This window comes from Mesorhizobium sp. M4B.F.Ca.ET.017.02.2.1 (genome assembly GCF_003998955.1).
Lineage (GTDB): Bacteria > Pseudomonadota > Alphaproteobacteria > Rhizobiales > Rhizobiaceae > Mesorhizobium > Mesorhizobium abyssinicae.
On record NZ_RZOF01000047.1, the window covers coordinates 1 to 26,667 of the forward strand.

Annotated in this window: 30 protein-coding genes, 1 tRNA gene and 1 pseudogene; 21 read left to right on the forward strand and 11 right to left on the reverse strand. The window is 66.4% G+C overall.

The window, feature by feature from the left end; translation table 11 throughout:
- The 5 genes and pseudogenes from EN738_RS08830 to EN738_RS08850 form a co-directional block, all read left to right on the forward strand.
- Nucleotides 1-434, forward strand: a 434-nt coding sequence (locus EN738_RS08830) for a cobaltochelatase subunit CobN (RefSeq protein WP_189379727.1), incomplete at its 5' end; no start/stop codon positions are given.
- A pseudogene (gene cobG / locus EN738_RS08835) lies at nt 431-1,976 on the forward strand (precorrin-3B synthase). The gene EN738_RS08830 and the pseudogene cobG, both read left to right, overlap by 4 nt.
- Nucleotides 1,933-2,565 carry a precorrin-8X methylmutase gene (locus EN738_RS08840; protein WP_127283354.1) on the forward strand — a complete coding sequence of 211 codons (633 nt, stop codon included), beginning with the start codon at nt 1,933-1,935 and terminating at the stop codon, nt 2,563-2,565. Before cobG ends, EN738_RS08840 begins: the two are co-directional and overlap by 44 nt.
- The gene (locus tag EN738_RS08845) at nt 2,562-3,320 is read left to right on the forward strand and encodes a precorrin-2 C(20)-methyltransferase (protein WP_127283355.1); all 759 of its coding nucleotides are present in this window, start codon (nt 2,562-2,564) and stop codon (nt 3,318-3,320) included. Before EN738_RS08840 ends, EN738_RS08845 begins: the two co-directional genes overlap by 4 nt.
- Nucleotides 3,317-4,081, forward strand: coding sequence for a precorrin-3B C(17)-methyltransferase (locus EN738_RS08850; RefSeq protein ID WP_127283356.1), 765 nt, complete (start codon nt 3,317-3,319; stop codon nt 4,079-4,081). The genes EN738_RS08845 and EN738_RS08850 overlap by 4 nt, the downstream gene beginning before the upstream one ends.
- On the opposite strand, the gene EN738_RS08855 is transcribed toward EN738_RS08850, so the two are convergent.
- Nucleotides 4,045-4,809 (reverse strand): cobalt-precorrin-6A reductase, encoded by a 765-nt coding sequence (locus EN738_RS08855; protein ID WP_127283357.1) that lies wholly within the window; start codon nt 4,807-4,809, stop codon nt 4,045-4,047. The two genes, EN738_RS08850 and EN738_RS08855, sit on opposite strands and share 37 nt — an antisense overlap.
- A gap of 154 nt (nt 4,810-4,963) precedes the next feature.
- Here EN738_RS08855 and cbiE point away from each other — a divergent pair, with 154 nt between their 5' ends.
- The 8 genes from cbiE to EN738_RS08895 all read left to right on the forward strand — a co-directional run bounded on the left by cbiE (nt 4,964) and on the right by EN738_RS08895 (nt 11,826).
- The gene (gene cbiE / locus EN738_RS08860; RefSeq protein WP_127283358.1) at nt 4,964-6,193 is read left to right on the forward strand and encodes a precorrin-6y C5,15-methyltransferase (decarboxylating) subunit CbiE; all 1,230 of its coding nucleotides are present in this window, start codon (nt 4,964-4,966) and stop codon (nt 6,191-6,193) included.
- On the forward strand, nt 6,190-6,576 hold the full coding sequence (locus EN738_RS08865; RefSeq protein ID WP_127283359.1) for a cobalamin biosynthesis protein: 387 nt from the start codon (nt 6,190-6,192) through the stop codon (nt 6,574-6,576). Before cbiE ends, EN738_RS08865 begins: the two co-directional genes overlap by 4 nt.
- A complete protein-coding gene (gene cobM, locus EN738_RS08870) occupies nt 6,573-7,337 on the forward strand; it encodes a precorrin-4 C(11)-methyltransferase (protein WP_127283360.1) in 765 nt (254 codons plus the stop codon). Before EN738_RS08865 ends, cobM begins: the two co-directional genes overlap by 4 nt.
- Entirely contained in the window at nt 7,334-8,149 is an 816-nt protein-coding gene (cobA, locus tag EN738_RS08875; protein ID WP_127283361.1) for a uroporphyrinogen-III C-methyltransferase, read from the forward strand. Before cobM ends, cobA begins: the two co-directional genes overlap by 4 nt.
- Entirely contained in the window at nt 8,146-9,459 is a 1,314-nt protein-coding gene (locus tag EN738_RS08880; RefSeq protein ID WP_127283362.1) for a cobyrinate a,c-diamide synthase, read from the forward strand. Before cobA ends, EN738_RS08880 begins: the two co-directional genes overlap by 4 nt.
- Nucleotides 9,460-9,462: 3 nt before the next feature.
- Nucleotides 9,463-10,239 (forward strand): adenosylcobinamide-GDP ribazoletransferase, encoded by a 777-nt coding sequence (locus tag EN738_RS08885; protein ID WP_127283363.1) that lies wholly within the window; start codon nt 9,463-9,465, stop codon nt 10,237-10,239.
- A 24-nt stretch (nt 10,240-10,263) separates the two neighbouring features.
- Complete coding sequence (cobT, locus tag EN738_RS08890; protein ID WP_127283364.1) at nt 10,264-11,274, forward strand: nicotinate-nucleotide--dimethylbenzimidazole phosphoribosyltransferase; 1,011 nt, start codon at nt 10,264-10,266, stop codon at nt 11,272-11,274.
- A gap of 219 nt (nt 11,275-11,493) precedes the next feature.
- Nucleotides 11,494-11,826 (forward strand): hypothetical protein, encoded by a 333-nt coding sequence (locus tag EN738_RS08895; RefSeq protein ID WP_127283365.1) that lies wholly within the window; start codon nt 11,494-11,496, stop codon nt 11,824-11,826.
- Between the two features lie 153 nt (nt 11,827-11,979).
- Here EN738_RS08895 and EN738_RS08900 read toward each other — a convergent pair.
- Together EN738_RS08900 and EN738_RS08905 are read right to left on the reverse strand one after the other, a co-directional pair.
- Nucleotides 11,980-12,055: transfer RNA gene (locus EN738_RS08900), tRNA-Lys, on the reverse strand.
- Nucleotides 12,056-12,160: 105 nt separating this feature from the next.
- Nucleotides 12,161-13,066, reverse strand: coding sequence for a PhzF family phenazine biosynthesis protein (locus EN738_RS08905; protein WP_127283366.1), 906 nt, complete (start codon nt 13,064-13,066; stop codon nt 12,161-12,163).
- 101 nt (nt 13,067-13,167) lie between these two features.
- On the opposite strand from EN738_RS08905, the gene EN738_RS08910 reads away from it, so the two are divergent.
- The 4 genes from EN738_RS08910 to EN738_RS08925 all read left to right on the forward strand — a co-directional run bounded on the left by EN738_RS08910 (nt 13,168) and on the right by EN738_RS08925 (nt 16,714).
- Nucleotides 13,168-14,454 carry an efflux RND transporter periplasmic adaptor subunit gene (locus EN738_RS08910; RefSeq protein ID WP_127283367.1) on the forward strand — a complete coding sequence of 429 codons (1,287 nt, stop codon included), beginning with the start codon at nt 13,168-13,170 and terminating at the stop codon, nt 14,452-14,454.
- A 4-nt stretch (nt 14,455-14,458) separates the two neighbouring features.
- The gene (locus EN738_RS08915) at nt 14,459-15,166 is read left to right on the forward strand and encodes an ABC transporter ATP-binding protein (RefSeq protein ID WP_127283368.1); all 708 of its coding nucleotides are present in this window, start codon (nt 14,459-14,461) and stop codon (nt 15,164-15,166) included.
- Nucleotides 15,163-16,380, forward strand: coding sequence for an ABC transporter permease (locus EN738_RS08920; RefSeq protein WP_127283369.1), 1,218 nt, complete (start codon nt 15,163-15,165; stop codon nt 16,378-16,380). Before EN738_RS08915 ends, EN738_RS08920 begins: the two co-directional genes overlap by 4 nt.
- A 91-nt stretch (nt 16,381-16,471) precedes the next feature.
- A complete protein-coding gene (locus EN738_RS08925; protein WP_127283370.1) occupies nt 16,472-16,714 on the forward strand; it encodes a hypothetical protein in 243 nt (80 codons plus the stop codon).
- Nucleotides 16,715-16,735: 21 nt separating this feature from the next.
- Here EN738_RS08925 and EN738_RS08930 read toward each other — a convergent pair whose 3' ends face one another.
- On the reverse strand, nt 16,736-17,212 hold the full coding sequence (locus EN738_RS08930) for an Lrp/AsnC ligand binding domain-containing protein (RefSeq protein ID WP_127283371.1): 477 nt from the start codon (nt 17,210-17,212) through the stop codon (nt 16,736-16,738).
- 146 nt (nt 17,213-17,358) lie between these two features.
- Between EN738_RS08930 and EN738_RS08935 the strand changes: the two genes are divergently transcribed.
- Nucleotides 17,359-18,429 carry a 1-aminocyclopropane-1-carboxylate deaminase gene (locus EN738_RS08935; RefSeq protein ID WP_127283372.1) on the forward strand — a complete coding sequence of 357 codons (1,071 nt, stop codon included), beginning with the start codon at nt 17,359-17,361 and terminating at the stop codon, nt 18,427-18,429.
- 4 nt (nt 18,430-18,433) lie between these two features.
- Here EN738_RS08935 and EN738_RS08940 read toward each other — a convergent pair whose 3' ends face one another.
- Together EN738_RS08940 and EN738_RS08945 are read right to left on the reverse strand one after the other, a co-directional pair.
- Nucleotides 18,434-19,159, reverse strand: a complete 726-nt coding sequence (locus EN738_RS08940; RefSeq protein ID WP_127283373.1) for a hypothetical protein — start codon at nt 19,157-19,159, stop codon at nt 18,434-18,436.
- Nucleotides 19,160-19,169: 10 nt separating this feature from the next.
- Nucleotides 19,170-20,282, reverse strand: coding sequence for an endonuclease/exonuclease/phosphatase family protein (locus EN738_RS08945; RefSeq protein ID WP_127283374.1), 1,113 nt, complete (start codon nt 20,280-20,282; stop codon nt 19,170-19,172).
- 166 nt (nt 20,283-20,448) lie between these two features.
- Between EN738_RS08945 and EN738_RS08950 the strand changes: the two genes are divergently transcribed.
- Nucleotides 20,449-21,036 carry a BA14K family protein gene (locus tag EN738_RS08950; protein WP_127283375.1) on the forward strand — a complete coding sequence of 196 codons (588 nt, stop codon included), beginning with the start codon at nt 20,449-20,451 and terminating at the stop codon, nt 21,034-21,036.
- A gap of 150 nt (nt 21,037-21,186) precedes the next feature.
- A complete protein-coding gene (locus EN738_RS08955) occupies nt 21,187-21,471 on the forward strand; it encodes a PilZ domain-containing protein (RefSeq protein ID WP_127283376.1) in 285 nt (94 codons plus the stop codon).
- 265 nt (nt 21,472-21,736) lie between these two features.
- Here the strand turns inward: EN738_RS08955 and ilvC are convergent, their stop codons facing one another.
- The 3 genes from ilvC to EN738_RS08970 all read right to left on the reverse strand — a co-directional run bounded on the left by ilvC (nt 21,737) and on the right by EN738_RS08970 (nt 24,052).
- Nucleotides 21,737-22,756: a ketol-acid reductoisomerase gene (gene ilvC / locus EN738_RS08960; protein WP_127283377.1), complete on the reverse strand. Its 1,020-nt coding sequence runs from the start codon at nt 22,754-22,756 to the stop codon at nt 21,737-21,739.
- Nucleotides 22,757-22,782: 26 nt separating this feature from the next.
- Nucleotides 22,783-23,436, reverse strand: coding sequence for a TetR/AcrR family transcriptional regulator (locus tag EN738_RS08965; protein WP_127283378.1), 654 nt, complete (start codon nt 23,434-23,436; stop codon nt 22,783-22,785).
- 160 nt (nt 23,437-23,596) lie between these two features.
- A complete protein-coding gene (locus EN738_RS08970) occupies nt 23,597-24,052 on the reverse strand; it encodes a MarR family winged helix-turn-helix transcriptional regulator (protein WP_127283379.1) in 456 nt (151 codons plus the stop codon).
- Nucleotides 24,053-24,148: 96 nt separating this feature from the next.
- Here EN738_RS08970 and EN738_RS08975 point away from each other — a divergent pair, with 96 nt between their 5' ends.
- On the forward strand, nt 24,149-24,913 hold the full coding sequence (locus EN738_RS08975) for a glutathione S-transferase family protein (RefSeq protein WP_127283380.1): 765 nt from the start codon (nt 24,149-24,151) through the stop codon (nt 24,911-24,913).
- On the opposite strand, the gene EN738_RS08980 is transcribed toward EN738_RS08975, so the two are convergent.
- Nucleotides 24,861-26,102: an NAD(P)/FAD-dependent oxidoreductase gene (locus EN738_RS08980; RefSeq protein ID WP_127283381.1), complete on the reverse strand. Its 1,242-nt coding sequence runs from the start codon at nt 26,100-26,102 to the stop codon at nt 24,861-24,863. The two genes, EN738_RS08975 and EN738_RS08980, sit on opposite strands and share 53 nt — an antisense overlap.
- Before the next feature lie 78 nt (nt 26,103-26,180).
- Nucleotides 26,181-26,591, reverse strand: coding sequence for a helix-turn-helix domain-containing protein (locus EN738_RS08985; protein WP_127283382.1), 411 nt, complete (start codon nt 26,589-26,591; stop codon nt 26,181-26,183).
- Nucleotides 26,592-26,667 lie beyond the last annotated feature (76 nt).

The following is a 26,667-nucleotide window of genomic DNA, read 5'->3' on the forward strand; positions in this document are numbered from 1 at the left end:
TGGCAGCACTGGGCAAAAATGCCGATGTCATCGTGCTCGACACCACGGACCCGCAAAAGCCGAGGCCGCGCTCGGTGGGCGAAGCGGTGGCCAGAGTGGTCCGCGCCCGCGCCGTCAACCCGCGCTTCATTGCCGGCCAGATGCGCCATGGCCCGCGCGGCGCCTCCGAATTCGCCGAGACCGTCGACCGCCTCGTCGGCTTTGCCGAGACCACGCATGCCATATCGGGCGCGCTGATCGAGGCGGTGCACGATGCCTATCTCGGCGACGCGCACGTTCGCGCCTTCATCCTGCGCGAGAACCCGGCTGCCGCGAAGGTGATCGCGGAACGCTTCCTCTCCGCGCGACGGCGTGGCCTATGGCACCCCTTGCGGAACTCCATCGACGACGATCTCGCCGCGCTGATCGCCGAAGCCCAGCAGGTGGCGGCATGAACGCCTTCTCGCGCCGCGGCGCCTGCCCTGCCCTCAGCGCCCCGATGCAGACCGGCGACGGACTGCTGGTGCGGCTCAATCCGGTCGCTGGAGGACTTACCCCGAAGTCGCTGATCGGACTCGGCGAATCCGCCTTGCGCCACGGCAACGGCATCATGGAAGTGACCGCGCGCGGCAGTTTGCAGATCCGTGGCCTAACGGCGGAAAGCGCGCGCCTGCTGGCGGCGGAGGTGGATGCGCTGGGCATTGCCGTGCGCACCGGCGTTCCGGTGGAGACCGGACCACTTGCGGGCATAGACCCGCAGGAGGTTGCCGATCCGCGCCCGCTCGCCGAGCGGATCAGGGCGGCCGTCGAAGAGGCCGGGTTGACGCCACGGCTGGGACCGAAGGTGTCGGTGGTTGTCGACGGCGGCGGGCAACTGGCGATGGACGCGGTCACGGCCGACGTAAGGCTGAAGGCGGTGCGGGCCGACGCGGCCGTGCACTGGAGTTTGTCTGTCGTCGGAGACGCGCGCAATGCAATGCCGCTGGCGACGGCCGACGAGGATGCTGCACGCGACATCACTGTGGCGGCACTCAGGATGGTCGCGGAAAAAGGCCGTGAGGCGCATACCCGCGACTTGTCGGAGCGGCAGCTTAATTCACTCGCAAGTTGGCACTCTGTCGCCCCCCTCTCTGTCCTGCCGGACATCTCCCCCTCAAGGGGGGAGATTGACCCGTCGCCGACGGTTTCGCCAATCCCCAATATTGGCAGGGCGCAGCATATATCCACCCTCGCAAGAGAAGCGCCCCCGCCGAAGCTGCCAATCTCCCCCCTTGTGGGGGAGATGTCCGGCAGGACAGAGGGGGGCGCCGTAGAGCGCCCCCTCCCGCCGATTGGCATTTTCGGCTTGAATGCCGGCCAAGCTCTCGGTATCGGCCTGCCCTACGGCAGCATGCCGGCACAATCGCTCATCGAACTTGCCACGCAAGCCGCGGGCCTCGGCACCACCGAGATCCGCCTGTCCCCCGGCCGCGCCATGCTCTTCCGTGGCCTCGCCCCATCCGCCTGCGCCTCGCTGCAAGCCACCGCCGCCGCCCTCGGCTTCGTCACCGACGCCGCCGATCCGCGAATTCGCATCGCTGCCTGCCCCGGCACACCGGCCTGCGCCTCCGGCCGCATCGCCACCCGTGCCATCGCCGAAACCATCGCGGCGCAAAACAGCGACCTCCTCGACGCCTCGCTCAGCCTGCACGTCTCCGGCTGCGCCAAAGGCTGCGCGCATCCCGGCTTGGCCGCCCTCACACTGGTCGGCGACGAAAACGGAGCCGGACTTGTCGTTGGCGGGACGGCAAAGGCTCTTCCTGCCGGATACAGGCCGGGCTATGACGCCGCGCGCGGCATAAGCGGCATCCTTGCAGCGATCCGCGCGCAACGACATCGAGGCGAAACCGCCGCCGCTTGCCTCACAAGGCTTGGCGCGGCCGGCATCGCCGAAATCTACCGACAGGAATGAGCATGGCGGCCTACGACTACATCCACGACGGCACGGCGATCTATGAGCGCTCCTTCGCCATCATCCGCGCCGAGGCCGACCTGTCGCGCTTCTCGGACGCCGAGGCCGATGTTGCGATCCGCATGATCCATGCCTGCGGCCAGGTCGAGGCCGCCAGCCATTTCGTCTTCTCCGGCGATTTCGTTGGCGCCGCGCGCACCGCTTTGGCCGCCGGCGCGCCGATCTTCTGCGACGCCGAGATGGTTTCGCATGGGGTGACCCGCGCCCGCCTGCCGGCCGGCAACGAGGTGATCTGCACGCTGCGCGATCCGCGTACGCATGAGATCGCGAAAGAAATCGGCAACACCCGCTCGGCCGCAGCAATCGACCTCTGGGGCGAGCGCATCGCCGGCTCGGTCGTCGCCATCGGCAACGCGCCAACGGCGCTCTTCTATCTGCTGGAAAAACTGCGCGACGGCGCGCCGAAGCCGAAGGCGATCATCGGCATGCCAGTCGGCTTCGTGGGGGCCGCCGAATCGAAGGACGCGCTGGCCGAGAATTCCTATGGCGTGCCCTACGCCATCGTGCGCGGCAGGCTGGGCGGCAGCGCCATGACCGCCGCAGCCCTCAACGCATTGGCGAGGCCCGGCCTGTGAACGCGATTGTAAAAGGCCGCCTCGTCGGCGTCGGCACCGGTCCCGGCGATCCCGAGCTACTGACGCTCAAGGCTGCGCGGGCATTGGCAGAGGCCGACGTCGTCGCCTATTTCGCCAAGCGCGGCAACAACAGCAATGCGCGCGCCATCGTCGAGGCCCGCTTCCGGCCGGACATGATCGAGCTGCCGCTGCTCTATCCGGTGACGACGGAGATCGACAAGGATCACGACGACTATCGCTCGCAGATCGCCGATTTCTACGAGCAGTCGGCGGAGGCGGTCGCAGAGCATCTTGCCGCCGGCAGGATGGTGGCCGTGCTGTCGGAAGGCGACCCACTGTTCTACGGCTCCTACATGCACCTGCACGTGCGTCTCGCGCATCGCTTCCCGACCGAGGTCATTCCCGGCGTCACCGCCATGTCCGGCTGCTGGTCGGCGACCGGCCTGCCTATCGTCCAGGGCGACGACGTGCTGACTGTCCTGCCAGGCACGATGAGCGAGTTCGAGCTGACGCGGCGGCTGGCCGACACCGACGCAGCGGTGATCATGAAGGTCGGCCGCAACCTGCCGAAAATCCGCCGCGCGCTGCAGGCGACCGGCAAGCTTGCCAAAGCCGTCTATGTCGAGCGCGGCACCATGCCGGGCAGCGTCTCGATGCGGCTAGCCGACAAGCCGGACGACAAGGCCCCCTATTTCGCCATCGTGCTGGTCGCCGGCTGGTCCGCCCGTCCCGGTGCTGCCGGAGCCAAGGCATGAGCGGCCGCCTTACCGTCATCGGCCTCGGCCCCGGCAACGCCGATCAGGTTACGCCGGAAGCGAGCCGCGCCGTGTCCGAGGCCAAGTTCTTCTACGGCTACAAGCCCTATGTCGACCGCCTCGAGCTGAGGCCGGACCAGACCCGCATCGCATCCGACAACCGGGAGGAGCTTGCCCGCTCCAACGAAGCGCTGGCCAAGGCCGCCGAGGGCCATGACGTCGCCGTCGTCTCCGGCGGCGACCCCGGCGTCTTCGCCATGGCAGCCGCCGTCTGCGAGGCGATCGAGGCCGGCCCGACGGAATGGCGCGCGATCGACCTTGCGGTCGTTCCCGGCGTCACCGCCATGCTTGCCGTCGCCGCCCGCATCGGCGCCCCGCTCGGCCACGACTTCTGCGCCATCTCGCTCTCCGACAATCTGAAGCCCTGGGATCTGATCGAGCTGCGCCTGCTGGCCGCCGCCGGCGCCGGCTTCGTCATCGCGCTCTACAACCCGATCAGCAAGGCGCGCCCCTGGCAGCTCGGCCGCGCCTTCGAATGCCTGAAGGCGATCCTGCCCGGCACCACCCCGGTCATCTTCGGCCGCGCCGCCGGCCGGCCGGACGAGCGTATCGACGTGCATCTGCTCGCCGATGCCGATGCGGAAAAGGCCGACATGGCCACCTGCATCATCATCGGCTCGCCGGAAACCAGGATCATTCGGCGCGGTGACAAGCCGTCGCTGGTCTACACGCCACGCTCGGCAACGGGCTCGAAAAGATGATCGACCTTGGCGGCCAGCTGATCGACGGCGTCGGCCGATGGAACGTCGGGTACGGACGGCCGACGGACCATGATCACATCGATGCCGAGCGCCCGCGCCGCGGCGATCTTGCCGTAGGTCGCCTCGCCGCCGCTGTTCTTGGACACGATGGCCTCGATCCCGTGGCTTTCGAGCAACGCGCGTTCGTCCGCTTCCGGAAACGGTCCGCGCGCCAGCAGATAGATCGCGTCGGGCACAGCCAGCTTCGGCTCGACCGGGTCGACGCTGCGAATGAGATAGTGGTGCTGGGGAGCGGCCTCGAAGGCGCCGGCCTCCTGCCTGCCGATCGCCAGGAAGACCCGGCGCGGCGCCGTGCCGAGCGCCGTTGCCGCCTCCGCCACGCTGTCGACCAGCGTCCAGCGATCGCCCGCCACGGGCTCCCAGCCGGGACGCCGCAAGGCAAGGATCGGCACGCCGGCTTGCCCGGCAGCTTCAGCGGCGTTCGCCGAGATGCGCGCCGCGTAGGGATGCGTGGCGTCGATCAGCAGGGCCGTGCCGGTTTCCTTGAGATAGGCCGCCAGCCCCTGCGCGCCGCCGAAACCGCCAACGCGCAACGGCACGCCTTGCGCGACAGGGCTTTCCGTGCGGCCGGCCAGCGACAGCGTGACCGCGAGATCGGCGCGCGCGGCGAGCTTTCCCGCCAACTGCCGGGCTTCGGTGGTTCCGCCGAGGATCAGAATATTCGTCATGAGCACCACGATGCGCAGCGCCGGCGCGGCCCCTCACCCTTACCCTCTCCCCGTAAGGACGGGGAGAGGGAGTCGCCGACGTTGCAACCAGCCCCCTTCTCCCCGTCACTATACGGGGAGAAGGTGCCGGCAGGCGGATGAGGGACGGCGCGGCATGTCAAAAAACAAGCAGCCAAAACCTCAATGGCTCACCATCGTCGGCATCGGCGAGGACGGTGTAGCGGGTCTCGGCGACGAGGCCAAGCAGCACATAGCGCAAGCCGAATTCATCTTCGGCGGCAAACGGCACCTCGCGCTCGTCGCATCCTTGGCGACGGGTGAGAGCCGTGCCTGGCCGACACCATTCGACACCGAAATGGGCGATGTCCTGGCGATGGCCGGCAAAAAAATCTGCGTGCTTGCGTCCGGCGACCCGTTTTTCCACGGCGTCGGCGTCACGCTGGCGCGCAAGGTGAAACCCGAGCAAATGCGGGTGCTGCCGGCGCCTTCATCGCTGTCGCTGGCGGCAGCCCGGCTGGGCTGGGCATTGCAGGATGTCGAGGCGATCTCGCTCCACGCCCATGCGATCGACCTGATCCGCCCCCTCCTCCACCACGGCGCGCGCATCCTTGCGCTGACATCCGACGGCGATGCGCCGGCGGCGATCGCCGGGCTGCTCGACGAACTCGGCTTCGGTCCATCGCGGTTGACCGTCCTCGAAGCGCTCGGCGGCCCCGATGAAGCGCGCCGAAGCGCACGCGCCGACAGCTTCGATCTCGAGAACATCAATCCGCTCAACGTGCTGGCGCTGGACGTTGAATCGACACCGGATGCCCGTGTCCTGCCGCTTGCGTCGGGGCTTGCCGACCACCTGTTCGAGCATGACGGCCAGATCACCAAGCGCGAGATCCGCGCCATGACGCTGTCGGCGCTGGCGCCGCGGCGCGGCGAACTGCTGTGGGACATCGGCGCCGGCTCAGGCTCGGTCGGCATCGAATGGATGCTCGCTCACCCCTCGCTGCGCGCCATCGCCGTCGAGGCCGACCAGGAGCGCGCCGCCCGCATCCGCCGTAACGCCTCGCATTGCGGCGTGCCCGGTCTTGTCGTGATCGAGGGCCCGGCGCCCAAGGCGTTCGCCAGACTGGAGGCGCCGGACGCCATCTTCATCGGCGGCGGCGGCAGCGACGCCGGCGTGCTGGAGAAAGCCATCAAGGCTTTGCGGACGGGCGGCCGCCTCGTCGCCAATGCCGTGACGCTGGAGATGGAGGGATTGCTCCTCGCCCAGCATAACAAGCACGGCGGCGATCTCATCCGCATCGCCATCTCCCGGGCCTCGCCCGTCGGCTCGATGCAAGCCTGGCGGCCGGCCATGCCGGTCACACAGTGGAGCTGGGTGAAGCCATGATGGTCGCGGGCATCGGCAGCCGGAAGGGCGTGACGGCGAGCGACGTGCGCGCCGCCGTCGAGACTGCGCTCGAAGCGCATGGATTGGCAATGACGGCGCTTTCGGCCCTGGCGACCGGTGAAATCAAACGCGACGAGGAAGCGATCTTCCTCGCCGGCAGCGACCTCGCTTTGCCTGTGATCGTCGTCTCGAACGATGCCATGCGAGCCGTATCGTCCGGCGTGCTCAGCCACTCCATTCTCTCGCAGTCGAAGGCCGGCACGCCGTCGGTTTCGGAGGCCTCCGCGCTCGCCGCTGCCGGCAAGGGCGCGAAACTGCTCGGGCCGCGCACGGTGCTCGGTCCTGTCACCTGCGCCATCGCGCTCGGCGGAGATGCCGCATGACCGTTCATTTCATCGGCGCCGGACCGGGCGCGGCCGACCTCATCACTCTGCGCGGCAGCCGGCTGCTGGCCTCCTGCCCTGTGTGCCTCTATGCCGGCTCCATTGTTGCGCCCGAACTGCTCGAACATTGCGCGCCGGGGACAAAGCTGATCGACACCGCGCCGATGTCTCTCGACGAGATCGAGGCCGAATATGTCGCCGCCCACAGGGCCGGCGACGATGTCGCACGCCTGCATTCCGGCGACCTTTCGGTGTGGAGCGCGGTGGCCGAGCAGATCAGGCGTCTGGAGAAGCACGGCATCCCCTACACGCTGACGCCGGGCGTGCCCTCCTTTGCGGCAGCGGCTGCCGCGCTGCGGCGCGAGCTCACCATTCCCGAACTGGCGCAGAGCCTGGTGCTCACGCGCGTCTCAGGCCGCGCCTCGAAGATGCCGCCGGGTGAAACGCTGGCCGGCTTCGGCCGCACCGGCGCCACGCTCGCCATCCACCTCGCCATCCACGCCATCGACCGCATCGTTGCCGAACTGACACCGCACTACGGCTCCGAATGTCCGGTCGCGGTCGTCTTTCGCGCTTCCTGGCCGGACGAGCGCGTGCTGACCGGCACGCTCGGCACCATCGAGGCGCAGCTGGCGGAAAACCCGATGGAACGCACGGCGATCATCTTTGTCGGCAGCGCGCTCGCGGTTCAGGATTTCGGCGAAAGCTCACTTTACGACGCCCACTACCAGCGGCGTTTTCGCGGACGGGACGGATTGTGAACGGCAGCACCAACAGAAACGGACGGGCCACGGTGGAGCAGGCGCTGGCGCGGCTGAACTTCAAGCCGCGTGCGCTGGAGCCCGGCCATGTCTGGCTGGCCGGCGCCGGCCCCGGCGATCCCGGCTGCCTGACGCTCGAAGTGCTGGCCGCGCTCGGGCAATGCGACGCGCTCGTCTACGACGCGCTGGTCTCGCCCGATATCGTCGCGGTCGCCGAAAGCGCCGAGCTCTTCTATGCCGGCAAACGCGGCGGCCAGCCGTCGATGAAGCAGGACGACATCACCGCTTTGCTGGTGCGGCTGGCCCGCGAGGGACGCCGCGTCGTCCGTCTCAAGGGCGGCGACCCCTACATCTTTGGACGCGGCGGCGAAGAGGCTTTGGCGCTGGCGCGGGAGGCTATTCCTTTCCGCGTGCTGTCCGGCCTGACCTCCGGGCTGAGCGCACTCGCCGCCACCGGCATCCCCGCCACCATGCGCGGCATCAACAAGGCGGTCATCCTGGCCACAGGCCACGCCGCCGGCACCGAGGACGATCTCGACTGGGCGGCGATCGCCCGCACCGGCCAGCCGGTCGTCATCTATATGGGCATGGCCAACCTGCCGCGGATCGCGGCTTCGCTGCTGGAGGGCGGCCTGGCGCCGTCGACGCCGGCGGCGGTGATCGTTTCCGCGACGACGCCGCAGGAGCGCATCGTCGTCGCCACGCTCGCCACCATCGCCGAGGAAGCCGCGGCCGCCGGGCTCGCCCCGCCGGCGCTGATCGTCGTCGGCGGCATCGTCGCCATGCGCGCGGCACTGGCGGGCGAACCATGACGGCGCGCGCCATCATCATCGGCGCGCCGCGCTCCGGTTCGGGCAAGACCAGCGTCACCATCGGCATCCTGCGCGCGCTCGCCCGGCGCGGCCTGAAGGTGCGCGGCGCCAAGTCCGGGCCTGACTACATCGACCCGGGCTTCCACACCGCCGCCACCGGCCTCTCCGGCGTCAACCTCGACAGCTGGGCAATGCCGCCTTCCCTGCTCAATGCGCTGGCCAGGCAAGCGGCCGACGATGCCGACTTCGTCGTCCTCGAAAGCGCCATGGGCCTGTTCGACGGCATTCCCGCCCCAGAAGGCCGCACGGGTTCGGCCGCCGACCTTGCGCGGCTCTACGGCCTGCCGGTGCTGCTCGTGCTCGACGTATCGGGCCAATCGACAACTGCTGCCGCCGTTGCCAAGGGTTTTGCAACCTACGACCCGGACGTGCGCATGGCCGGCGTCGTCCTTAACCGGCTCGGCAGTGAGCGCCACCGGCGGCTGTCCGGCGATGCCATCGAGGCGATCGGCCTGCCGGTCGTCGGCGCCATCCTGCGCGATCCCACGCTCAACCTGCCTGAGCGCCATCTCGGCCTCGTCCAGGCCGGCGAATACCAGAACCTGATGGCGCATCTCGACCGGCTGGCCGATATGGCCGAGAAGTCGCTCGATCTCGACGCCATCATGGCGCTGGCCACGCCGCTGGTGCCCGCGGCTGGCGATTTCGGCGACGCGCTGCCGCCACCTGGACAGCGCATTGCGCTGGCGGAGGACGCCGCCTTCACCTTCGTCTACCCGCACGTCGCCGCGCACTGGCACAAGGCCGGCGCCGAGATCGTTACCTTCTCGCCGCTCGCCGACGAAGCACCCCACGACAGCTGCGATGTCTGCTGGCTGCCCGGCGGCTATCCCGAGCTTCATGCCGGCAGGCTGGCCGCCGCCACCAACTTCCGGGCCGCAATGGCGCGCTTCGCCGCGACCAAGCCGATCCACGGCGAGTGCGGTGGCTTCATGGTGCTGGGCGAGACTCTTGAGGACGCGGCAGGCGACACGCATCCGATGCTTGGCCTGCTCGGCCATTCGACCAGCTTCGCCAAGCGCAAGATGAACCTCGGCTACCGCGAGGCGCGGCTGCGCGCCGCTTGCCCGCTCGGAGCCGAGGGCACGCTGATCCGCGGCCATGAATTCCACTATGCGCAGATGACGGCCACCGGCAACGACGAGCCGCTGGCCGACCTTGCCGACGGCCAGGGCAATCCGCTCGGCGCCTCCGGCTACCGGCGCGGCCATGTCAGCGGGACGTTCTTCCATGCCATTGCGAGGGGCTAGGGCATGAAGCTCCAGAACTTTCCCCTTTCGCTCCGGCAAGTCCTCGATGACATCGCCCTTTGCCTGGTCTTCTTCACCAGGCTGCCGCTGCCCGTCTTTGATTTTCGCGGGCGCAGCCTCGCCGCCGCGATCTGGGCCGCCCCGCTCGCCGGGCTTGCCGTCGGACTGATCGGCGCGGTCGTCTACGCCACTGCGGAACGATTCGGCCTTGCCATGGGTCCGGCGGCAGCACTTGCGCTTGCCGCAACATTGCTCACCACCGGCTGCCTGCACGAGGATGGGCTGTCCGATGTCGCCGATGGCTTTGGCGGCGGCAAGTCGCGCGGTGGAAAACTGGAGATCATGCGCGACAGCCGCATCGGCGCCTATGGCGCGTCGGCACTGGCCCTGTCGCTGCTGATCCGCTGGAGCGCGATTTCGGAATTCGCCGACCCCACACAAGCCCTCCTGGCGCTCATTCCCGCGCACGCCGCCTCGCGCGGATTGCTGGGCGCCTTCATGCATCTCTTGCCCCCGGCGCGGTCCGACGGCCTCTCGGCCGGCGCCGGCAGCGTCTCGGCCGAGGCCGCAATAGCCGGCGCCGTGCTCGGCGCTATACCGCTCCTCCTGCTCGGGCCAGGCGGCGCCATTGTCGCGATCGTCCTGCTTGGTCTGCTGTTTGCCGCGTTCCGCGCCCTGTGCCTCAGCCAGATCGATGGCCAGACCGGCGACACGATCGGCGCCCTTCAGCAACTTGGCGAGATCGCAGTCCTGCTCGTCGCTTCCGTATCCCTATCCTGACTCTCTTTCGGAGACTTTGCCCCCATGTCTTTCAAATCGCTTGATGAACTTCGCGCTGCCTGCCTCGATCTGCCGGCCGGCAGCGACACCGCGGCCAATGCCGTCGCCCGCCGCCAGGACACGCTGACCAAGCCGCAAGGCAGCCTCGGCCGGCTGGAAACCATCGCCGCCTGGCTGGGGCGCTGGCAGGGTCGCGACATGCCGAAGCTGGACAAGGTCAAGGTCTTCGTCTTTGCCGGCAATCACGGCGTCACCGCGCAGGGCGTCTCGGCCTTCCCGTCGGAAGTCACCGTGCAGATGGTGGCGAATTTCGCCGGCGGCGGCGCCGCCATCAACCAGCTCGCCCGCATCGCCGGAGCCGATCTCGACGTCATTCCGCTCGACCTCGACCATCCGACCGGCGACTTCACCGAAGTGCCGGCGATGGACGAGAAGGCTTTCCTCGCCGCCGTCTCGGCCGGCCATGACGCGGTGACCAAGGATATCGACCTCGTCTGCTTCGGCGAAATGGGCATCGGCAACACCACGCCGGCGGCGGCGATTTCTGCCGCCCTGTTCGGTGGCGGCGCCGAGAAATGGACCGGGCGCGGCACCGGCGTCGACGATTCCGGCCTGAAGCGCAAGGTGACCGCGATCGAAGCCGGCCTCAAGCGCCATGCCGACGCGCTGTCCGACCCGCTGAAGATCGCCGCAGCCCTCGGCGGCCGCGAACTCGCCGCCATCTTCGGCGCCACGCTCGCCGCGCGCCGCAACAACGTGCCGGTGCTGCTCGACGGCTTCGTCTGCACCGCCGCCGCGGCGCCGCTGGCGCGGCTGCACCCGACCGGCCTCGCCCACACCATCGCCGCCCATGTCTCGGCCGAATCCGGCCACCGCCGCCTTCTCGAAGCGCTCGGCCTCCCGCCGCTGCTCGACCTCGGCATGCGGCTCGGCGAAGGCTCCGGCGCCTGCCTTGCCGTCAACATCGTGCGCTCGGCGCTGGAATGCCACGCCCGTATGGCGAGCTTCGCAGAGGCAGGTGTGTCGGAGAAGTGACGAGACTGCCCATAGGTATAGCAGCCTAATCAAGCGAATCTCAGATACTAAAAGCCAGCCCCTGAGATCGCGAGGGGCTGGTCTATTAACCATGCCGCGCCAATTACCAACAATTGCGAATGATTTGTGATTCAGCTCACATCTCAAAGACAACAGCCATGCCAATTACCTCGAGCCAATATTTCTGATTGTGGAAATATTACTGCAACGGAGGAAGACATGGCTCGTTCAATTCGTGTCCTCTACAGGGGTCAGCATGGTACAATTCGCAAGAATTTCAATTGGGACCCGATCAATCTTGACTCCACTGTGGTCATAACGGCGGCGGAATTCACACCCGCCTTCGGCGGCCTCGGCGGCGGCCCCAAGACACTTGGGCGCCCCAACCTTGGCCTGGCAAACGTCTATGTGACCAATGTTGGGCCTCACGGCCGGGCTGGCGTGGAAGCAGGAGGCGTTGAATTCCTCCTTCACGTCGACTGGAACAGCCCCCTGGACATTGTGGTGACCATCACCGTTTTGGATGACATCGAACAATTCTTCCAGGCATAGCGGACGTCTTGCCATCGCTATGCGCGGCGTTGGCCGCCACTATCCGATCCGGCGCTCGCCAGTTGGGCTAACTGGGCTGGCGATCGCTGCGTCTCACAGCCCTTGGCGGCTGGTTTCGCCGCACATGAAAAAAGAAAAGTTCAGCGGAAAAATTGGTGGGTGTGCACAGGATCGAACTGTGGACCCGCTGATTAAGAGTCAGCTGCTCTACCAACTGAGCTACACACCCACGCGGCCGGGAAACCCAGCGTCGGCGGGCATATAGCCGCCGATCTTGGGGATGTCTAGCCCTGCCGGGATCATTTCCCGACAAATCGCCTAAGTGCCGCACCCATCATACAAAAAGCTTGCCTTCCGCCACCTTGACGGCATGTCCGCCAATGCGGGCGGCGGCCAGTTTGCCGCCATCGACATTGAGCTCGAGGCGGATTCGCGACGGCCGTCCCATCTCCAGCCCCTGCTCGATCCAGAGTTGCGAAATGCCGTCGGTCGGGCCGTCGAAATGCATGATGGCGCCGGCAAAGGCGGCCGCTGCCGAGCCGGTCGCCGGGTCCTCATAGGAGGGGCTGCCGGGCACGATCATGCGCACATGGAAGGCGCTCTCGTGGTTCACCGTTTCGCGGCAATAGACATAGGGGCTGGCGAAAGCCCATTCGCTCTTGCGCGGCGCCAGTTCCGACCAGGCCTGGTTGTCCAGCCGGATCTGGCCCGCCGCCTTCAGGTCGGCGACCGGAATGGTCACGTAGGGCACGCCGGCCGACCAGAACGAGACCCGGTGATTCTCGAAGCCGATCTCATGCGGTCCAAGGCCAAGCGCGGCGCCGATCGCTTCCGCGTCGGCGGAGAGCTCCAGCGGCTCCGGCAGCTTCGCCAGGTCGAACTCGGCGAAGGTGGCGCCGTCATGCCTGCTCACCGCGCAGCGCACCGGGCCGATATTCTCCTCGAGCACGAAGATGCCGGCGGTCTCGCCGGCCAGGTCGGCAAGCGCGATCGCCGAACCGACGGTCGGATGGCCGGCGAACGGCATTTCATAGTCGGGCGTGAAGATGCGAATGCGGGCGCGGTGCTTGGCGTTGTCGGGCGGCAGCACGAACACCGTTTCGGACAGATTGAATTCGCGCGCGATGGCCTGCATTGCCGCAGTGTCCAGCCCCTTGCTGTCCAGGACGACAGCCAGCGGATTGCCGGCCAGCCGCTCGGTCGTGAAGACATCGTAGAGCAAGTAGTTCCGGGTCTGCATTCTTGCCTCAATCCCAACATGGGCGAAATTTAATTTGTAATTCGAACCACAAAGCCTGATCTGTGCACAGATAGGGACATTGCGCGTTATAGGGGTCCAGCGTGGACCAGATTGTCAATCCGCCAAAGACGGAATCGGATTCCGCCATCGAGACGGCGCTTGGCCTCGACCATCAGGGCCTGCGCAGGACACGCCGTCGCGGCTGGCGCTATGCCCTGTTGGCGTTGACCGCCGTTGCCGCCGCTTTTGCCGGCTACCAATTGTATTCAGCTTCTCCAGCCAGGATTGACTATACCACGGTGCCGGCCACTGTCGCCGACCTCACCGTCCAGGTCTCGGCCACCGGCACGCTGCAGCCCCTCACCCAGGTCGACATCTCCAGCGAGCTCTCGGGCGTCGTCCGATCGGTCGCGGTCGAGGAGAATCAACGGGTCAAGAAAGGCGACGTGCTGGCGACGCTCGACACCGCCAAGCTCGAAGTTCAGATCGAGCGCGCCGAAGCGTCCGCCAGGGCGGCCGCGGCCAGTGTCGAGGACGCAACGGTGACGCTGAAGGAGAACGAGAACGCTCTGACACGCGCGAACGAGCTCACCAGGCGCGGCATGGCGACTGACCAGTCGCTCGAGGCGGCGACCGCGACGCGCGACCGCGCCAAGGCTGCGCGAGACAGTGCCGAGGCCAACCTTGCCATCGCCAATGCCGACCTCAAGGCGCAGCAGACCGATCTCGCCAAGAGCACGATCTACGCGCCGATCGACGGCATCGTGCTGACCCGTTCGGTCGATCCCGGCCAGACGGTCGCTTCCTCGCTGCAGGCGCCAGTGTTGTTCATCATTGCCGCCGACCTGAGGAACATGGAACTGCAGGCTGCGGTCGACGAAGCCGATATCGGCTCGGTCAAGCCCGGCCAGCATGCCCGCTTCACCGTCGATGCCTTTCCGGAGCGGCCCTTCGACGCCGAGATCCGCGACATCTCTTATGCCTCTGTCACCACCGATGGCGTCGTCACCTACAATGCTCGGCTGGAGGTCGACAACGGCGAGCTGCTGCTCCGACCCGGCATGACCGCCACCGTCTCGGTCGTCACCAGGCAGGCCAAGGGCGTGCTCACCGTGCCAGCCACCGCCTTCCGCTACCGGCCGGCGCCGCCGGTCGCACGCACATGGAGCCTGCGCGACTTGTTCACCGGCCGCATGGGCCGCCCCGGCCGTCAGCGCGACGCGGCGCCGAGACCGACCGACGGCTCGCGCACGCTCTATGTGCTGGAAAACGGCCGGCCGCACGCGGTCAACGTCAGGGTCGGTTCCACCGACGGCGAGCTGACCGAGATCACGTCCGGCCTCGACGAGGGCGCGCAGGTCATCACCGGCTCGCAGCTGCGGAACTGACGCCGTGTCAGGCTCCACGCTGATTGCCTTCGACAAGGTCTGGAAAAGCTACGGCCAGGGCGAGGCCCGCGTGCACGCGCTGGCCGGCGTCGATCTCGCCATCCGCAAGGGTGAATTCGTCGCCATCATGGGCCCGTCGGGTTCCGGCAAGTCGACGGCGATGAACATCATCGGCTGCCTCGACACGCCGACGGCCGGGACCTACAGTTTCGAGGGCATCGATGCCGGCCGGCTCGACCGCAACCGCCGCGCCATGCTGCGCAACCTCTATGTCGGCTTCGTCTTCCAGGGCTACAATTTGCTGCCGCGCACCACGGCGGCAGAGAATGTCGAGCTGCCGCTGATCTATCGCGGCGTCGCCGCTCGCGAGCGTCGCCAGCTTGCCATGCAGGCGCTGGCCGAGGTCGGGCTTGTCGGGCGCGAGCATCACACGCCGGCCGAGCTCTCCGGCGGCCAGCAGCAGCGGGTGGCGATCGCGCGCGCCATCGTCACCAGGCCGACGCTGCTCGTCGCCGACGAGCCGACCGGCAATCTCGACACCGCCCGCACGCACGAGATCATGGAGCTGTTGACGCGGCTCAACGCCGGGCTTGGCCTCACCATCGTGATGGTCACGCACGAGGCCGACGTGGCAGCCTACGCCGAGCGCACGATCCGCTTCCTCGACGGCCATGTCGCGTCCGACTCCAACAAACTGGAGGCGGCCCAATGATCTGGGAGACAGTTCGCCTTTCGCTGATCTCGATCCGCCGAAACGTGCTGCGCTCGTTCCTGACCTTGCTCGGCATTGTCATCGGCGTCGCTGCCGTCATCGCCATGCTGACCATCGGCTCCGGCACCACCCAGAAGGTCAAGTCCGACATTTCCAAGCTCGGCAGCAATTTGCTCGTCGTCCGCTCCGGCCGCCCGGCCGGGCCAGGCGGACCGGGCGGGCTCGACCAGGTCGTTCGTCCGCTTGCCGACAAGGACCTTGCCGCGCTCGTCAAGCATCTCGACGGCGCCCGCGCCATCTCGCCCGCCTCGCAAAAGCAGGTCCGCGTCATCTTCGGCACCGAAAGCGTGACATCTGGCGTCACCGGCACCGACAGCGCCTATCTCGACGCACGCGACTGGAAACTGGTCTCGGGGCGTCCGTTCAGCGATTCCGAGACCCGCGCCGGCGCCGGCGTCTGCCTGGTCGGCGAGACGGTGCGCCAGCAATTCTTCGGCGCCGGCGATCCGGAAGGCGAGACCATCCGCGTCAACCGCACCTCCTGCAAGATCATCGGCCTCTTGGAACCCAAGGGCTACACCGGCTTCGGCCAGGACCAGGACAATGTCGTGCTGATGCCGCTTGCCGCCTACCAGCGCCGCATCGCCGGCAACCGCGACATCGATTCCATCTACATCGCCGCCGACGACCGCACGCCGACAACCGAACTGCAGCCGCGCGTCGAGGACATCCTGCGCGACACGCGCCGCGTCACGCCCGACCGCGATGACGATTTCTCGATCCGCGACATGACACAGATCGCCGACGCCATGGCCAGCGCCACCACCACCATGACCGGCATGCTGGGCGCCGTCGCCGGTGTCAGCCTGCTGGTCGGCGGCATCGGCATCATGAACATCATGCTGGTCTCGGTCACCGAGCGCACGCGCGAGATCGGCATCAGGCTGGCGATCGGCGCGCATGAGAAGCACATTCTCATCCAGTTCCTGGTCGAGGCGACGGTGCTGTCGCTCTTCGGCGGCATCATCGGCATCCTGATCGGGCTCTCGCTCGCCGCCATCGCCTCGGTGGCGCTGACCATCCCCTTCGCGCCGAGCCCGGCGGTCATCCTGCTCGCCGTCGGCTTTTCAGCGCTGATCGGCATGGTGTTCGGCTTCTTCCCGGCGCTGCGCGGCGCCAGGCTCGACCCGATCGACGCGCTGCGGCACGAGTGAGGCGCAAGGCAGGCGCGGCCTCGCCTGCCCTCTGTCGCCGTGCATCCGGCAATGCTACTGCTGTGACCTTTGGCGCATGGGGGAGATACGAATGAGCAAGAAGGCGCGGCTGGTCCTGACGCTGGCGATCATCGAGGCCGGCCTGGCTGGCCTGTGGTGGTATCTCGCCAGCTACGGCCTCCAGAATCCCGATCGCGTCGCCGCGAATTTCCAGGAGGTCGTCGGCCAGACGATGGGAATGGCGATGGGCGCGCTGCTTGGCCTCGGCGTGATCCTGTTCTTCGTCGCCGCCCGCAACGACCGTAAGGCATTGCCGGATAAGGGACAGCGCTGACCACCACCAAGAGCGGCCCTCTCAGAACGGAAGCCGCGCGTTCTCCTTGACCTCCTTCATGACGAAGAAGGTCCGGGTTTGCCGAACGCCCGGCAGCGCGATCAGCTTCTGCCCGTGCAGCTTGTTGAAATCCGCCATGTCGCGGACCCGTATCTTCAACAGATAGTCGAAGTCGCCGGCCACCAGATTGCAGTCGAGGACCTCCTTGAGCTTCAGCACGGCCTCCTCGAAAGCGGCGAAGCTTTCGGGCGTCGAGCGGTCGAGCACGACGCCGACCATCACCAGCGCGCCAAGGCCGACCGTAGCGGGGGCGATCTCCGCCCTGACTCCGGTGATATAGCCCTCCTCGAACAGGCGCTGCGTGCGCCGGTGGCAGGTGGCAGCGCTGACGTTCACGCGGGCCGCCAGTTCGGCATTGGTCAACCGTCCCTCGGCCTGAAGGGCGCGCAGGATTTTGACGTCGATGCGATCCAGAGTTTCGGCGGAAGATTCTTCCATTTCTGCTGCCCTCTTCGAATGGTTAGGCCAATCATATCGCTGATTTGCGGGAGATGTGAAAAATCCGCCCGCAAGTTCGAGAGCACCTTTCGAGCCACTGCGCCTATGATCGCTTCATGAAAATCACCAGAAGCGGAGACAGAACGATGTCACTTCTCGCCAAGTTTGAACGCTATCCGCTGACCTTCGGCCCGACACCGATCGAGCATCTGCCGCGGCTGAGCGCTGCGCTGGGCGGCAAGGTGCAGGTCTACGCAAAGCGCGACGATTGCAATTCCGGGCTGGCGATGGGCGGAAACAAATTGCGAAAGCTCGAATACATCGTGCCGGATGCTCTTCGGTCCGGCGCCGACACACTGGTGTCGATCGGCGGCGTCCAGTCGAACCATACGCGGATGGTCGCCGCGACGGCTGCCAAGATCGGCATGAAATGCGTGGTGATCCAGGAGAAATGGGTGCCTCACTACGACGCGGTCTACGACCGGGTCGGCAACATCCTGATGACACGCCTGATGGGCGCCGACAGCCGGCTGGTCGACGACGGTTTCGACATCGGCATCCGCAAAAGCTGGGAGGACGCCATCCAGTCGGTGAAGGATGCCGGCGGCAAGCCCTATCCGATCCCGGCCGGCGCCTCGGTGCACAAGTTCGGCGGGCTGGGCTATGTCGGCTTCGCCGAGGAGGTGGCCCGGCAGGAAGCCGAGCTCGGCTTTGCCTTCGACTACATCATCGTCTGCGTCGTGACCGGCTCGACGCAGGCCGGCATGATCGTCGGCTTCGCCGCGCAAAACCGTGCCGACCGGGTGATCGGCATCGACGCCTCCGGCACGCTCGACCAGACCCGCGCCCAGGTCCGCCGCATCGTCGACGACACCGCCGCCCTCGTCGGGCTCGGCCGCGCCGTCCGCGACGACGAGATCGTCATCAACCCCGACTATGCCTATCCCGCCTATGGCGTTCCGTCGGACGCCACGAACGACGCGATCCGGCTGGCGGCCCGCACCGAGGCCATGATCACCGATCCGGTCTACGAGGGAAAGTCGATGCAGGGCCTGATCGACCTGACCAGGAAGGGCTTCTTCCCCGAGGGCTCGCGAATTCTCTACGCGCATCTCGGCGGCGCGCCGGCCATCAACGGCTACAGCTATTACTATAAGGACGACGGCGGCTCCCGGAAAAGCATGCCGGACGAGGCGCTGCCGCCGATCTTCCCATGAGGCATTACAGGACTTCGTGGCCGCCCGCGAAATGCCATTCGATCAGCGGCTTCATATGTCCCATCAGCCCGTCCGGCAGGTCGGTGGCATCGCGGATGACGACGGGAGCTTCGATCTCCGGTTCCGCCTCCGTGGCGACGAAGGCGCTGATCCGCCGCGCGATCTCGTCGGCTGGCTCGCTCACCCGATAGCGGCGGAAGATCACCGTGCCGCTCGGCGTCGACAGCGCATGATAGTGCCGGCCGCGTTCGGCGCCCGACAGGTCGATCGCTGTCTCCTCGCGCACCTCGCGGATCATGTTGAGGTCGACATCGACGAGGCCGTCGCGGAAATCGATCGGCTCGAACGAGCCGGCGGCGAAGTAGACGCGGCCGGCATTGACGGTATGCGCGCCCATGCGGATCGCCACCAGCGCATTGTCGCCGGCGACCAGCATGGCATGCGCATAGGCATGCTCGGCGCCGCTCGCCTCGCGCTTCTTCCGCCACAGCATGAAGGTCGAATATTTCACCGCATGGCAGCGGCCGACGAGCCCGCCGTCGCGATAGGCGAGCGCCGAGAGCAACACCACCGTGCCGTCGAACAGCGCCGGGTTTGCCCCCATCTCGCGCCGCCAGTTCTCGGCGATCGCCTCGGCGTTGTCGCGTTCGAACGGATGCGGGCCGGGGTCGAGCCGGACATCGACCTTGTCGACCGGCAGGATGACGTTGCGCGGCAGATCGAAGCTCACCCGCCGATCCTCAGGCCATGTCCAGGGCGATCACCACCGGGCAATGGTCGGAGGCCTTCGGTCGGTCCCAGCCGGCGCGCGGGAAGCGCTCGACCTCCTGGCCCGCCGGAAAGATGGTGCGCCAGGGCTGGCCGTTGCGGACGATGTCGGGAACGGCGGTCGCGTTCTTCGCCGCCAGCCCCTTCGACAACAGGATATAGTCGAGCTGGCAGAGGTGCCGCTCCTCAGGACCGCGCGTGTGGTAAAAGCTCCAGCGGTCCATCTCCGGCCGCCGCTCGACCACGTTTTCGCAGAAGCCGCCGGCGGTCAGCACGTTGATGCAGGACTGGCTCTCGTCGATCACCTGGAAACGGTAGCCGTCGACGCTGTCGCCCTCGATCTTCACCCGCTGCCGGTAGTCGTTCATGTCACCGCAGATCGCCCAGCGCTTGTCGGCGGCATGATCCTTGCCGAAGCGCTCCTCGATGATGCGGCGCACCGCCTGCGCCTCGGCGACGCGCAGCGGCATGGTCGCCTCGCGTCCGTCGAGGCCGTTGCGCGGCGATCCCATCGACTTGAAGTGGACCAGATAGAGCGTCAGCGGCGCGCCGCCGATCTTCAGGTCGACCTCGAGGCAGTCGCGCCGGAAGATGCGCTCGATGGCCTGATAGCCGAGCGTCGCCAGTTCCGGCGTGAACAGGCCGAATTGCTCGAAGGTGACGTGGGCGTGGCTGGTCATGCGCACGAATTCGATCGGCTGGCCCTCGGCCGTCTCGCTGCGCATCATCACGGCAACGTCGATGCCGCGTGAATCATTGCCGGCCGTGGTGTATTTCTGCCGGTAGCCCTGCCCGACCATCTTGAACAGATAGCCATATTCGAAGGCCTTCAGCGCCTCGATATTGTCGACCTCCTGCATACAGATGATGTCGGCACGGGTGGCGGCGATCGCCAGCGCGGTGAGCTGGCGAGTGTCGTCGGACTGGGAAATGGCGCGCGCCTGCTCGAGCATCTTGTACTCGGCCTCGCTCTGGATATCGAACAGCGCCAGCGTGCGATCCTCGTTGAGCTGGTTGCGGTAGCCGGAAAAATCGAACCTGTTCATCAGGTTCTCGACGTTGAAGGTGGCAAGGCGCAGCGACATGGCCGTGACCTTTGCCCAGAACTCCCGATGAAGACAAGGGCCTCCCGTGCGCCCGTCATGGTTGACGGAACCTTTCCGTTCATCCGCCGTTCAGACGGCAAGTTCCATAAATAGGCCTCTTCCCGGGGTATTCTGGGCGTGGGGCCTGTAATCTTCGGAGTGTGCAATGAAACCGCTCTTTTTGTCTTCGTTGAGGTCCGGTCTGCTGACCCTGGGCCTTGTGGCGGGGGTGACGGCGCCTTCGCTGGCCGGTCCGATCCTTGAGCCCGACCTGTCGGTCCCGTCCAACCTAGCGGCGCCGGGCATTACACCCGTCCGCGACGAGTGGGCTGGCGGCAATGACCGGCAACTCAACAATGAGGAATGGCGCTGGCGTAACCGCGACGGCCGCTGGCGGTCCGGCAATTTCCGCGAGCGCAATTTCTCCCGCAACTGGGATGGTGACAATAACTGGAACGGCGACGACTGGCGCTGGAGACGCCACCATCACCGCCGCCATTTCCGAGATTCCGATGCCGCAATTCTTGGTCTTGGCCTGGGTCTCGGCCTCGGCAGCCTGTACTACAACAACGGCTACAACGGCTACAACAACGGCTACTATGTTGAGCCGCCCCACCGGATCTATCGGACACAGCGCCGTTCCAGAGCCCACGTCCAGTGGTGCTACGACCGCTACCGCTCGTACCGGGCATGGGACAACACGTTCCAGCCCTATAACGGCCCGCGCCAGCAGTGCTGGTCGCCGTATAGCTGAGCGGCAAGGGATCGAAGAATGCTCGAACGGCGCCGCGCCTCGCGGCGCCGTTTTTGCCTGGGCAGCGCCATCACGCTATCGGCGCTAACGCGCTGTTCATCAGGCGGGTCTATCACAGAGGCTGACCGGATCGCCCGGCAGCGGAAAGCCATGGCCGAGGACGAAAACAGGGACAAGCGCAGGCAGCGCGTGCTGAAGGGCGCGTCCATCCTGACCGGCATCGCCAATTCCGAGGTCAAATGCACGCTGCGCAACATGCATGCCGGCGGTGCCGAGCTGAATGTCCCGATCGAGGCGCGCGTGCCCGACGAGTTCCTGCTCTACGTGCCGACCGACGGCATCGGCTACAAGGCCGTGGTGCGCTGGCGCCGCGACGGCCGCATCGGCGTCGAGTTCACCGGCACCGAACCGAAGCCGCACTGGCACTACGGCTGAAGCGGGCTCTTTTCCACCGCGAACTCATCCGCTTAACGAAAAGCCGGCGGATTGCTCCGCCGGCTCGGTGTTTCTCGACCGGAAGCTTGATGACAATTCGCCCTGCCGAGTCAGCTGGTGCGGGTTTCGAGAACCGGAGCGGAGCGGACATTGAAGTCCGTGAGCACCGCAGAAACCCGCGGCAGATGGCCGGCAGGGTAGAATTGGCACCGCGCGTCCGCAGGGCGAAGCCCGAGGACGCGCAATGCAAAGACCGTGGATCGCCTCAGTTCTTGGCCTTGTCGACCAGCTTGTTCTTGGCGATCCACGGCATCATCGCGCGCAGCTTCGCACCGACCTCTTCGATCTGGTGGCTGTCGTTGTTGCGGCGGATGCCCTTGAAGCGCGCCAGGCCGGCCCGGTATTCCTGCATCCATTCCGAGGTGAACTTGCCGGTCTGGATATCCTTCAGCACGCGCTTCATCTCGGCCTTGGTCTCGGCGGTGATGATGCGCGGACCCGAGACATATTCGCCCCATTCGGCGGTGTTCGAAATCGAGTAGTTCATGTTGGCGATGCCGCCCTCATAGATCAGGTCGACGATCAGCTTGACCTCGTGCAGGCACTCGAAATAGGCCATTTCCGGCGCGTAGCCGGCTTCCACCAGCGTCTCGAAGCCGGCGCGGATCAACTCGACCAGACCGCCGCAGAGCACCACCTGCTCGCCGAACAGGTCGGTCTCGCATTCCTCGCGGAAATTGGTCTCGATGATGCCGGAGCGGCCGCCGCCGACGCCGCAGGCGTAGGAGAGCGCCAGATCGAGTGCATTGCCGGAAGCATCATGGTTGACGGCCACCAGGCACGGCACGCCGCCGCCCTTCTGGTATTCGCCGCGCACGGTGTGGCCCGGGCCCTTCGGCGCAATCATGACGACGTCCACGGTCGACTTCGGCTCGATCAGGCCGAAATGCACGTTGAGGCCGTGCGCAAAGGCAATCGCCGCGCCATCGCGGATGTTCGGCGCGATCTCGTTCTTGTAGATGTCGGCCTGCAGTTCGTCGGGCGTCGCCATCATCATCAGGTCGGCCCATTTGGCGGCGTCCGCGACGGTCAACACCTTGAGCCCGTCGGCCTCGACCTTCTTGGCGGTCGCCGAGCCGGCCTTAAGACCGATGGCGATGTCCTTGACACCGGACTCCTTGAGGTTGAGCGCATGCGCCCGGCCCTGGCTGCCATAGCCGATGATGGCGACCTTCTTGCCCTTGATGAGGTTGAGATCGGCGTCACGATCGTAATAGACACGCATTTTCGTCTTCCTTCCCGTTTTGAAGATCAGAGGGCTCGGGGCCCGGTTTTTGCTCCGTAAAGAGCGAGAAACTGCTGCGTCGCACGGGCGGCATCGCCACCGATCGTCGCCTCAGTCAATTCCAGCCGGTCGCCGAGCAGAAGCCTCATCTGCACATCGCGGGCGACCAGCCCGAAAAAGGTGCGGAATGCCGTTTCGGCATCCGCGAAATCCAGCAATCCGGCCTCGCGTCCCGCTTCCAGCACCGGCTTCAAGCGCCTGGCGAGCGCGAAACGTCCATTCTGCAGCACTATGGCGCCGAGGTCATCCTTGCCGGAACCGGCATGGCCGACGGCTACCCGGTTCAGCGCGATCGAGGTGTCGCTCGAAATCACCTTGAGCCAGTCCGAGGCGAAGCGTTCGAGGCTCGCCGTCAGCGAGGCGATGTCGAGGCCCTTGCGGTCGACGGGCGCCACGCGAACCTTGGAGGCCTGCCACTGCACCGTCGCCGTCAGCAGCCCGTCGCGGTCACCGAACCATTTGTAGAGCGTTTCCTTGGAGCAGCTTGCCCGCCGCGCCACCGCGGTCATGGTCAGGCTGTCGCCCTCCTCGACCAGCAGGCGAAGGGCGGCGTCGAGAACGGCCTGCTGCCGCTCCGTCAGCGCTTCGCTGCTGTCGATCTCGGCGCCGGCCTGCAACACGTTTCTTTCTCGCCTGATGAAAGGTCACGCCCGTTCTTGGTGGCGTACCGTACGTTACGGTTCGGCATATTGCGCAATCCTGCTGCCGACGCAAGGACAAAATGGAGAAAATCATTTTGGTATCCAGATGCAGCGCGCAACCCGCCAGGTCTTGGCTGGCTCAGTCGCCGGCAGGCGGATCGCGCAACCTGCCGAGCAGGGTGGCCAGTGTCTCAAGGTCCTCGACCGGAAGCCTGGCGCCCACCAGCTCGGCGATCGACCGCCCGTAGGCGGCCCACATGCGGCGGCGGGTCTCGCGCCCGCTGCCGGTGATGCGGATGGTCTGGCCGCGGCCGTCATCCGCGACCGGCAGCTTCTCGATCAGGCCATCGGCCTCGAGCCGGGCCAGCAGCCGCGAGATGTTGTATTGCGCAAACAAGGTCCGCTCGATGAGCTGGAACGGCCGCAGCCCGCCCTCGCCCGCTTCGGCAAGCTCGTGCAGCACGTCGTACCAGGCGAGCGGCGGCAGGCCGTTCTCCTTTAGCGCATCCTCGACCTTTTCCATGAGCTGGCGCGAAACGCGCATCAGGCGCGCCCAGGCCTTTATGGCGGCGGGTGAAGGCGATGTCTTCGTCATGTGCGCAGCCTAAGCGATAGATGCAATTGCATCAAGCTTGACGTTCGATGCATTTGCATCCATATCAATGCAACTGCATCTATATGGAGTCATCGGATGAAACACGAAATCTGCAAGGTCACCGGGGAAAGTGAGACCAGCAAGCTGACCCTCGTCAGCCATCACCTCTGCCCCTATGTGCAACGCGCGGCGATTGCCCTTGCCGAGAAGGGCGTGCCGTTCGAGCGCGTCATGATCGATCTCGCCGACAAGCCGGCCTGGTTCAGGGCGAGATCGCCGCTCGGCAAGGTGCCGCTGCTCAGCGTCGATCGCGACGGCGAAGAGACGGTGATTTTCGAGTCCGCCGTCATCCTCGAATTCCTCGAGGAAACCGAGGCCAATCCGCTACACCCAGCCGATCCGCTGACACGCGCCCGGCACCGCGCCTGGATCGAGTTCGGCTCGGCCACGCTGAACGCCATCGGCCGCTTCTATGCCGCCTCCAGCGAGGCCGCCTTCACCGCCGAGAGCAAAGGCCTGTCGGCGATGTTCGATCGGCTCGAAGCGGAACTAGCAGGCCGCACCAGCCCCGGCCCCTGGTTCGCCGGCGAGCGTTTTTCTCTGGTCGACGCCGTCTATGGCCCGATCTTCCGCTATTTCGACGTCTTCGACGAGATCGGCGATTTCGGCATCCTCGGTGGAAAGCCCCTTGTCCAGGCGTGGCGCCGTGCATTGAGCGGACGGCAGTCGGTGAAGGACGCGGTCGATCCTGATTATCCGCAGCGCCTCGAGGCTTTCCTGCGGGCCAAGGCTTCCCATCTCTCGGAACTCATCCGGCAGCGCGATCAGGCCACCCCGCTTCCTGAAGCCCGATACGCCTGAACGGGTCGACCACCGTTCCGGCCACCATCGAAGCCAGCAACTGAGGCGCCGGCGGGATTTTGGCGATCGTCGCCACCAGGCGGTCGCGGATGAAGGGCAGCGCCACGGAATCGGACTGATAGAACGGCGTGAAGGCCAGCGACAGCGCCTGGAAGATGCGCACGTGCCAGCGCCGCGCCTTTGCGTAGCCCTCCAGCGCCGCATCGACGCTGCCCGCCCGCGCAAGCGCATGGCTGAGCGCCGCCGCGTCGAGCAGCGCCATGTTCGCCCCCTGGCCGAGCTGCGGGCTGGTCGAATGGGCCGCGTCGCCGATCACCGCCAGCCGCCGACCGATGGGCTGCCTCATCGTGTGATGGCCATAGCGCGCCAGCGACAGTTGCTCGAAACTCTCGATCTGGTCGGTGAAGGCGGCGCACTCCGGCCACAGCGAGACCACCCTTGCCTTCCAGGCGTCGAGCCCCGCGGCGCGGGCGCTCTCGGCATCCGCCGGCTTCAGGCTCCAGAAGAAGGCAGCCATCCGTTCGGCGCCGGGCTCGGGCCGGCCGATCGGCAGCACGCCGATCATCACGCTCGCTTTGTCATAGCGCTGCAGCAGCGCGTTCTCGTCAAAGCCCTCGCCTCTCCAGCCGAGCGAGGCCCAGAACGCGCCATAGGTGAGTGGCCTGGGTTCAGTTGGATCGTTGAGGCTTTGGCGGCGCAGCCTGGAGCGCGCGCCACTGGCATCGACGACAAGATCGAACGACCCTGCCTTGCGTCCGTTGCCGCAGAGCAGCACGGCCCTTTCGCCGGTCTCCAGCGCTTCGACCTCGACATTGGTCTCGATCGCGATCGCTTCGCGCCGGGCGGCGCGGAACAGCACGCCGAACAGCGCCGCCCGATGCACCGCCAGCCCGAATCGGCCGCCGCGTTGGGCATCGTAGCGGACGTCGAGCACCGTGCGGCCGCTTCTGGCGTCGGCGCCGTGCAGGCGATCGATGCGGCTGCCCAGTGAAAGCATGTCGCCGAGCAGGCCGAGTTCGGCCAGCACGCTGAGCCCGGTCGGCTGCAGGATCAGCCCGGAACCGACCGGCTTCGGCTCATCGAACCGTTCGAAGATGGTGACCCGGTGCCCTGCCCGCTTGAGATAGAGCGCGGTGGCCAGCCCGGCCGGCCCGGCGCCGGCAATCGCGATGTCCAGAGATTTTTGCATTGCCCGCCCAACCCGAAGTGGCCGGACAATCCTTCAGCGGCATGGCTAAATCAAGCCACCGCGCCGTCGCAGCGTGGGTCAGGCCTGCGCCGCGTCGAATGCGGCGCGCGCCTCGCGCACCGCGTCATGGTTGAGTTCGGCCCATTGGACGAGCTGATACAGGGGCACGAACATCGAACGCCCGAGATCGGTCAGGCTGTATTCGACACTTGGCGGCTTGGTTGGGAACACCTCGCGATGGACGTAGCCGTCGCGCTGCAATTCGTGCAACGTCTGGGTCAACATGCGCTGCGAGATGTCGGGAACCAGCCGCCGCAGTTCACCGAAGCGATAAGGCTTTTCCGCAAGCGCCGTTACCAGCAACGGGCTCCATTTGCCGTTCATGCCTTGCATGACGTCGCGAACCGGGCAATCGGCGAAATTGGCGCCGTCCGTCATCGCCTTGTAGATCTCGATCTTCGATTTCAGATTGACGATCTTGCCGTCCATCGCTGGTTCCCTGCGTGTGCCTACGTCCCGGAAAACTGCCTTCTTTACGGGGAGCGGTCAATTCCTAATTTAGTGC

Bases quoted from the DNA above. Each gene is read 5' to 3' on its own strand.
- EN738_RS08925 (WP_127283370.1), top strand. From the start codon at position 16,472: ATGAGCAAGAAGGCGCGGCTGGTCCTGACGCTGGCGATCATCGAGGCC.
- EN738_RS08855 (WP_127283357.1), bottom strand. From the start codon at position 4,809: ATGACGAATATTCTGATCCTCGGCGGAACCACCGAAGCCCGGCAGTTG.
- EN738_RS08920 (WP_127283369.1), top strand. From the start codon at position 15,163: ATGATCTGGGAGACAGTTCGCCTTTCGCTGATCTCGATCCGCCGAAAC.
- EN738_RS08950 (WP_127283375.1), top strand. From the start codon at position 20,449: ATGAAACCGCTCTTTTTGTCTTCGTTGAGGTCCGGTCTGCTGACCCTG.
- EN738_RS08905 (WP_127283366.1), bottom strand. From the start codon at position 13,066: ATGCAGACCCGGAACTACTTGCTCTACGATGTCTTCACGACCGAGCGG.
- EN738_RS08850 (WP_127283356.1), top strand. From the start codon at position 3,317: ATGAGCGGCCGCCTTACCGTCATCGGCCTCGGCCCCGGCAACGCCGAT.
- EN738_RS08945 (WP_127283374.1), bottom strand. From the start codon at position 20,282: ATGTCGCTGCGCCTTGCCACCTTCAACGTCGAGAACCTGATGAACAGG.
- EN738_RS08885 (WP_127283363.1), top strand. From the start codon at position 9,463: ATGAAGCTCCAGAACTTTCCCCTTTCGCTCCGGCAAGTCCTCGATGAC.
- cobM (WP_127283360.1), top strand. From the start codon at position 6,573: ATGACCGTTCATTTCATCGGCGCCGGACCGGGCGCGGCCGACCTCATC.
- EN738_RS08970 (WP_127283379.1), bottom strand. From the start codon at position 24,052: ATGACGAAGACATCGCCTTCACCCGCCGCCATAAAGGCCTGGGCGCGC.
- EN738_RS08930 (WP_127283371.1), bottom strand. From the start codon at position 17,212: ATGGAAGAATCTTCCGCCGAAACTCTGGATCGCATCGACGTCAAAATC.
- ilvC (WP_127283377.1), bottom strand. From the start codon at position 22,756: ATGCGTGTCTATTACGATCGTGACGCCGATCTCAACCTCATCAAGGGC.
- EN738_RS08895 (WP_127283365.1), top strand. From the start codon at position 11,494: ATGGCTCGTTCAATTCGTGTCCTCTACAGGGGTCAGCATGGTACAATT.
- EN738_RS08935 (WP_127283372.1), top strand. From the start codon at position 17,359: ATGTCACTTCTCGCCAAGTTTGAACGCTATCCGCTGACCTTCGGCCCG.
- EN738_RS08955 (WP_127283376.1), top strand. From the start codon at position 21,187: ATGGCCGAGGACGAAAACAGGGACAAGCGCAGGCAGCGCGTGCTGAAG.
- EN738_RS08975 (WP_127283380.1), top strand. From the start codon at position 24,149: ATGAAACACGAAATCTGCAAGGTCACCGGGGAAAGTGAGACCAGCAAG.
- EN738_RS08985 (WP_127283382.1), bottom strand. From the start codon at position 26,591: ATGGACGGCAAGATCGTCAATCTGAAATCGAAGATCGAGATCTACAAG.
- cbiE (WP_127283358.1), top strand. From the start codon at position 4,964: ATGTCAAAAAACAAGCAGCCAAAACCTCAATGGCTCACCATCGTCGGC.
- cobT (WP_127283364.1), top strand. From the start codon at position 10,264: ATGTCTTTCAAATCGCTTGATGAACTTCGCGCTGCCTGCCTCGATCTG.
- EN738_RS08840 (WP_127283354.1), top strand. From the start codon at position 1,933: ATGGCGGCCTACGACTACATCCACGACGGCACGGCGATCTATGAGCGC.
- EN738_RS08980 (WP_127283381.1), bottom strand. From the start codon at position 26,102: ATGCAAAAATCTCTGGACATCGCGATTGCCGGCGCCGGGCCGGCCGGG.
- EN738_RS08865 (WP_127283359.1), top strand. From the start codon at position 6,190: ATGATGGTCGCGGGCATCGGCAGCCGGAAGGGCGTGACGGCGAGCGAC.
- EN738_RS08880 (WP_127283362.1), top strand. From the start codon at position 8,146: ATGACGGCGCGCGCCATCATCATCGGCGCGCCGCGCTCCGGTTCGGGC.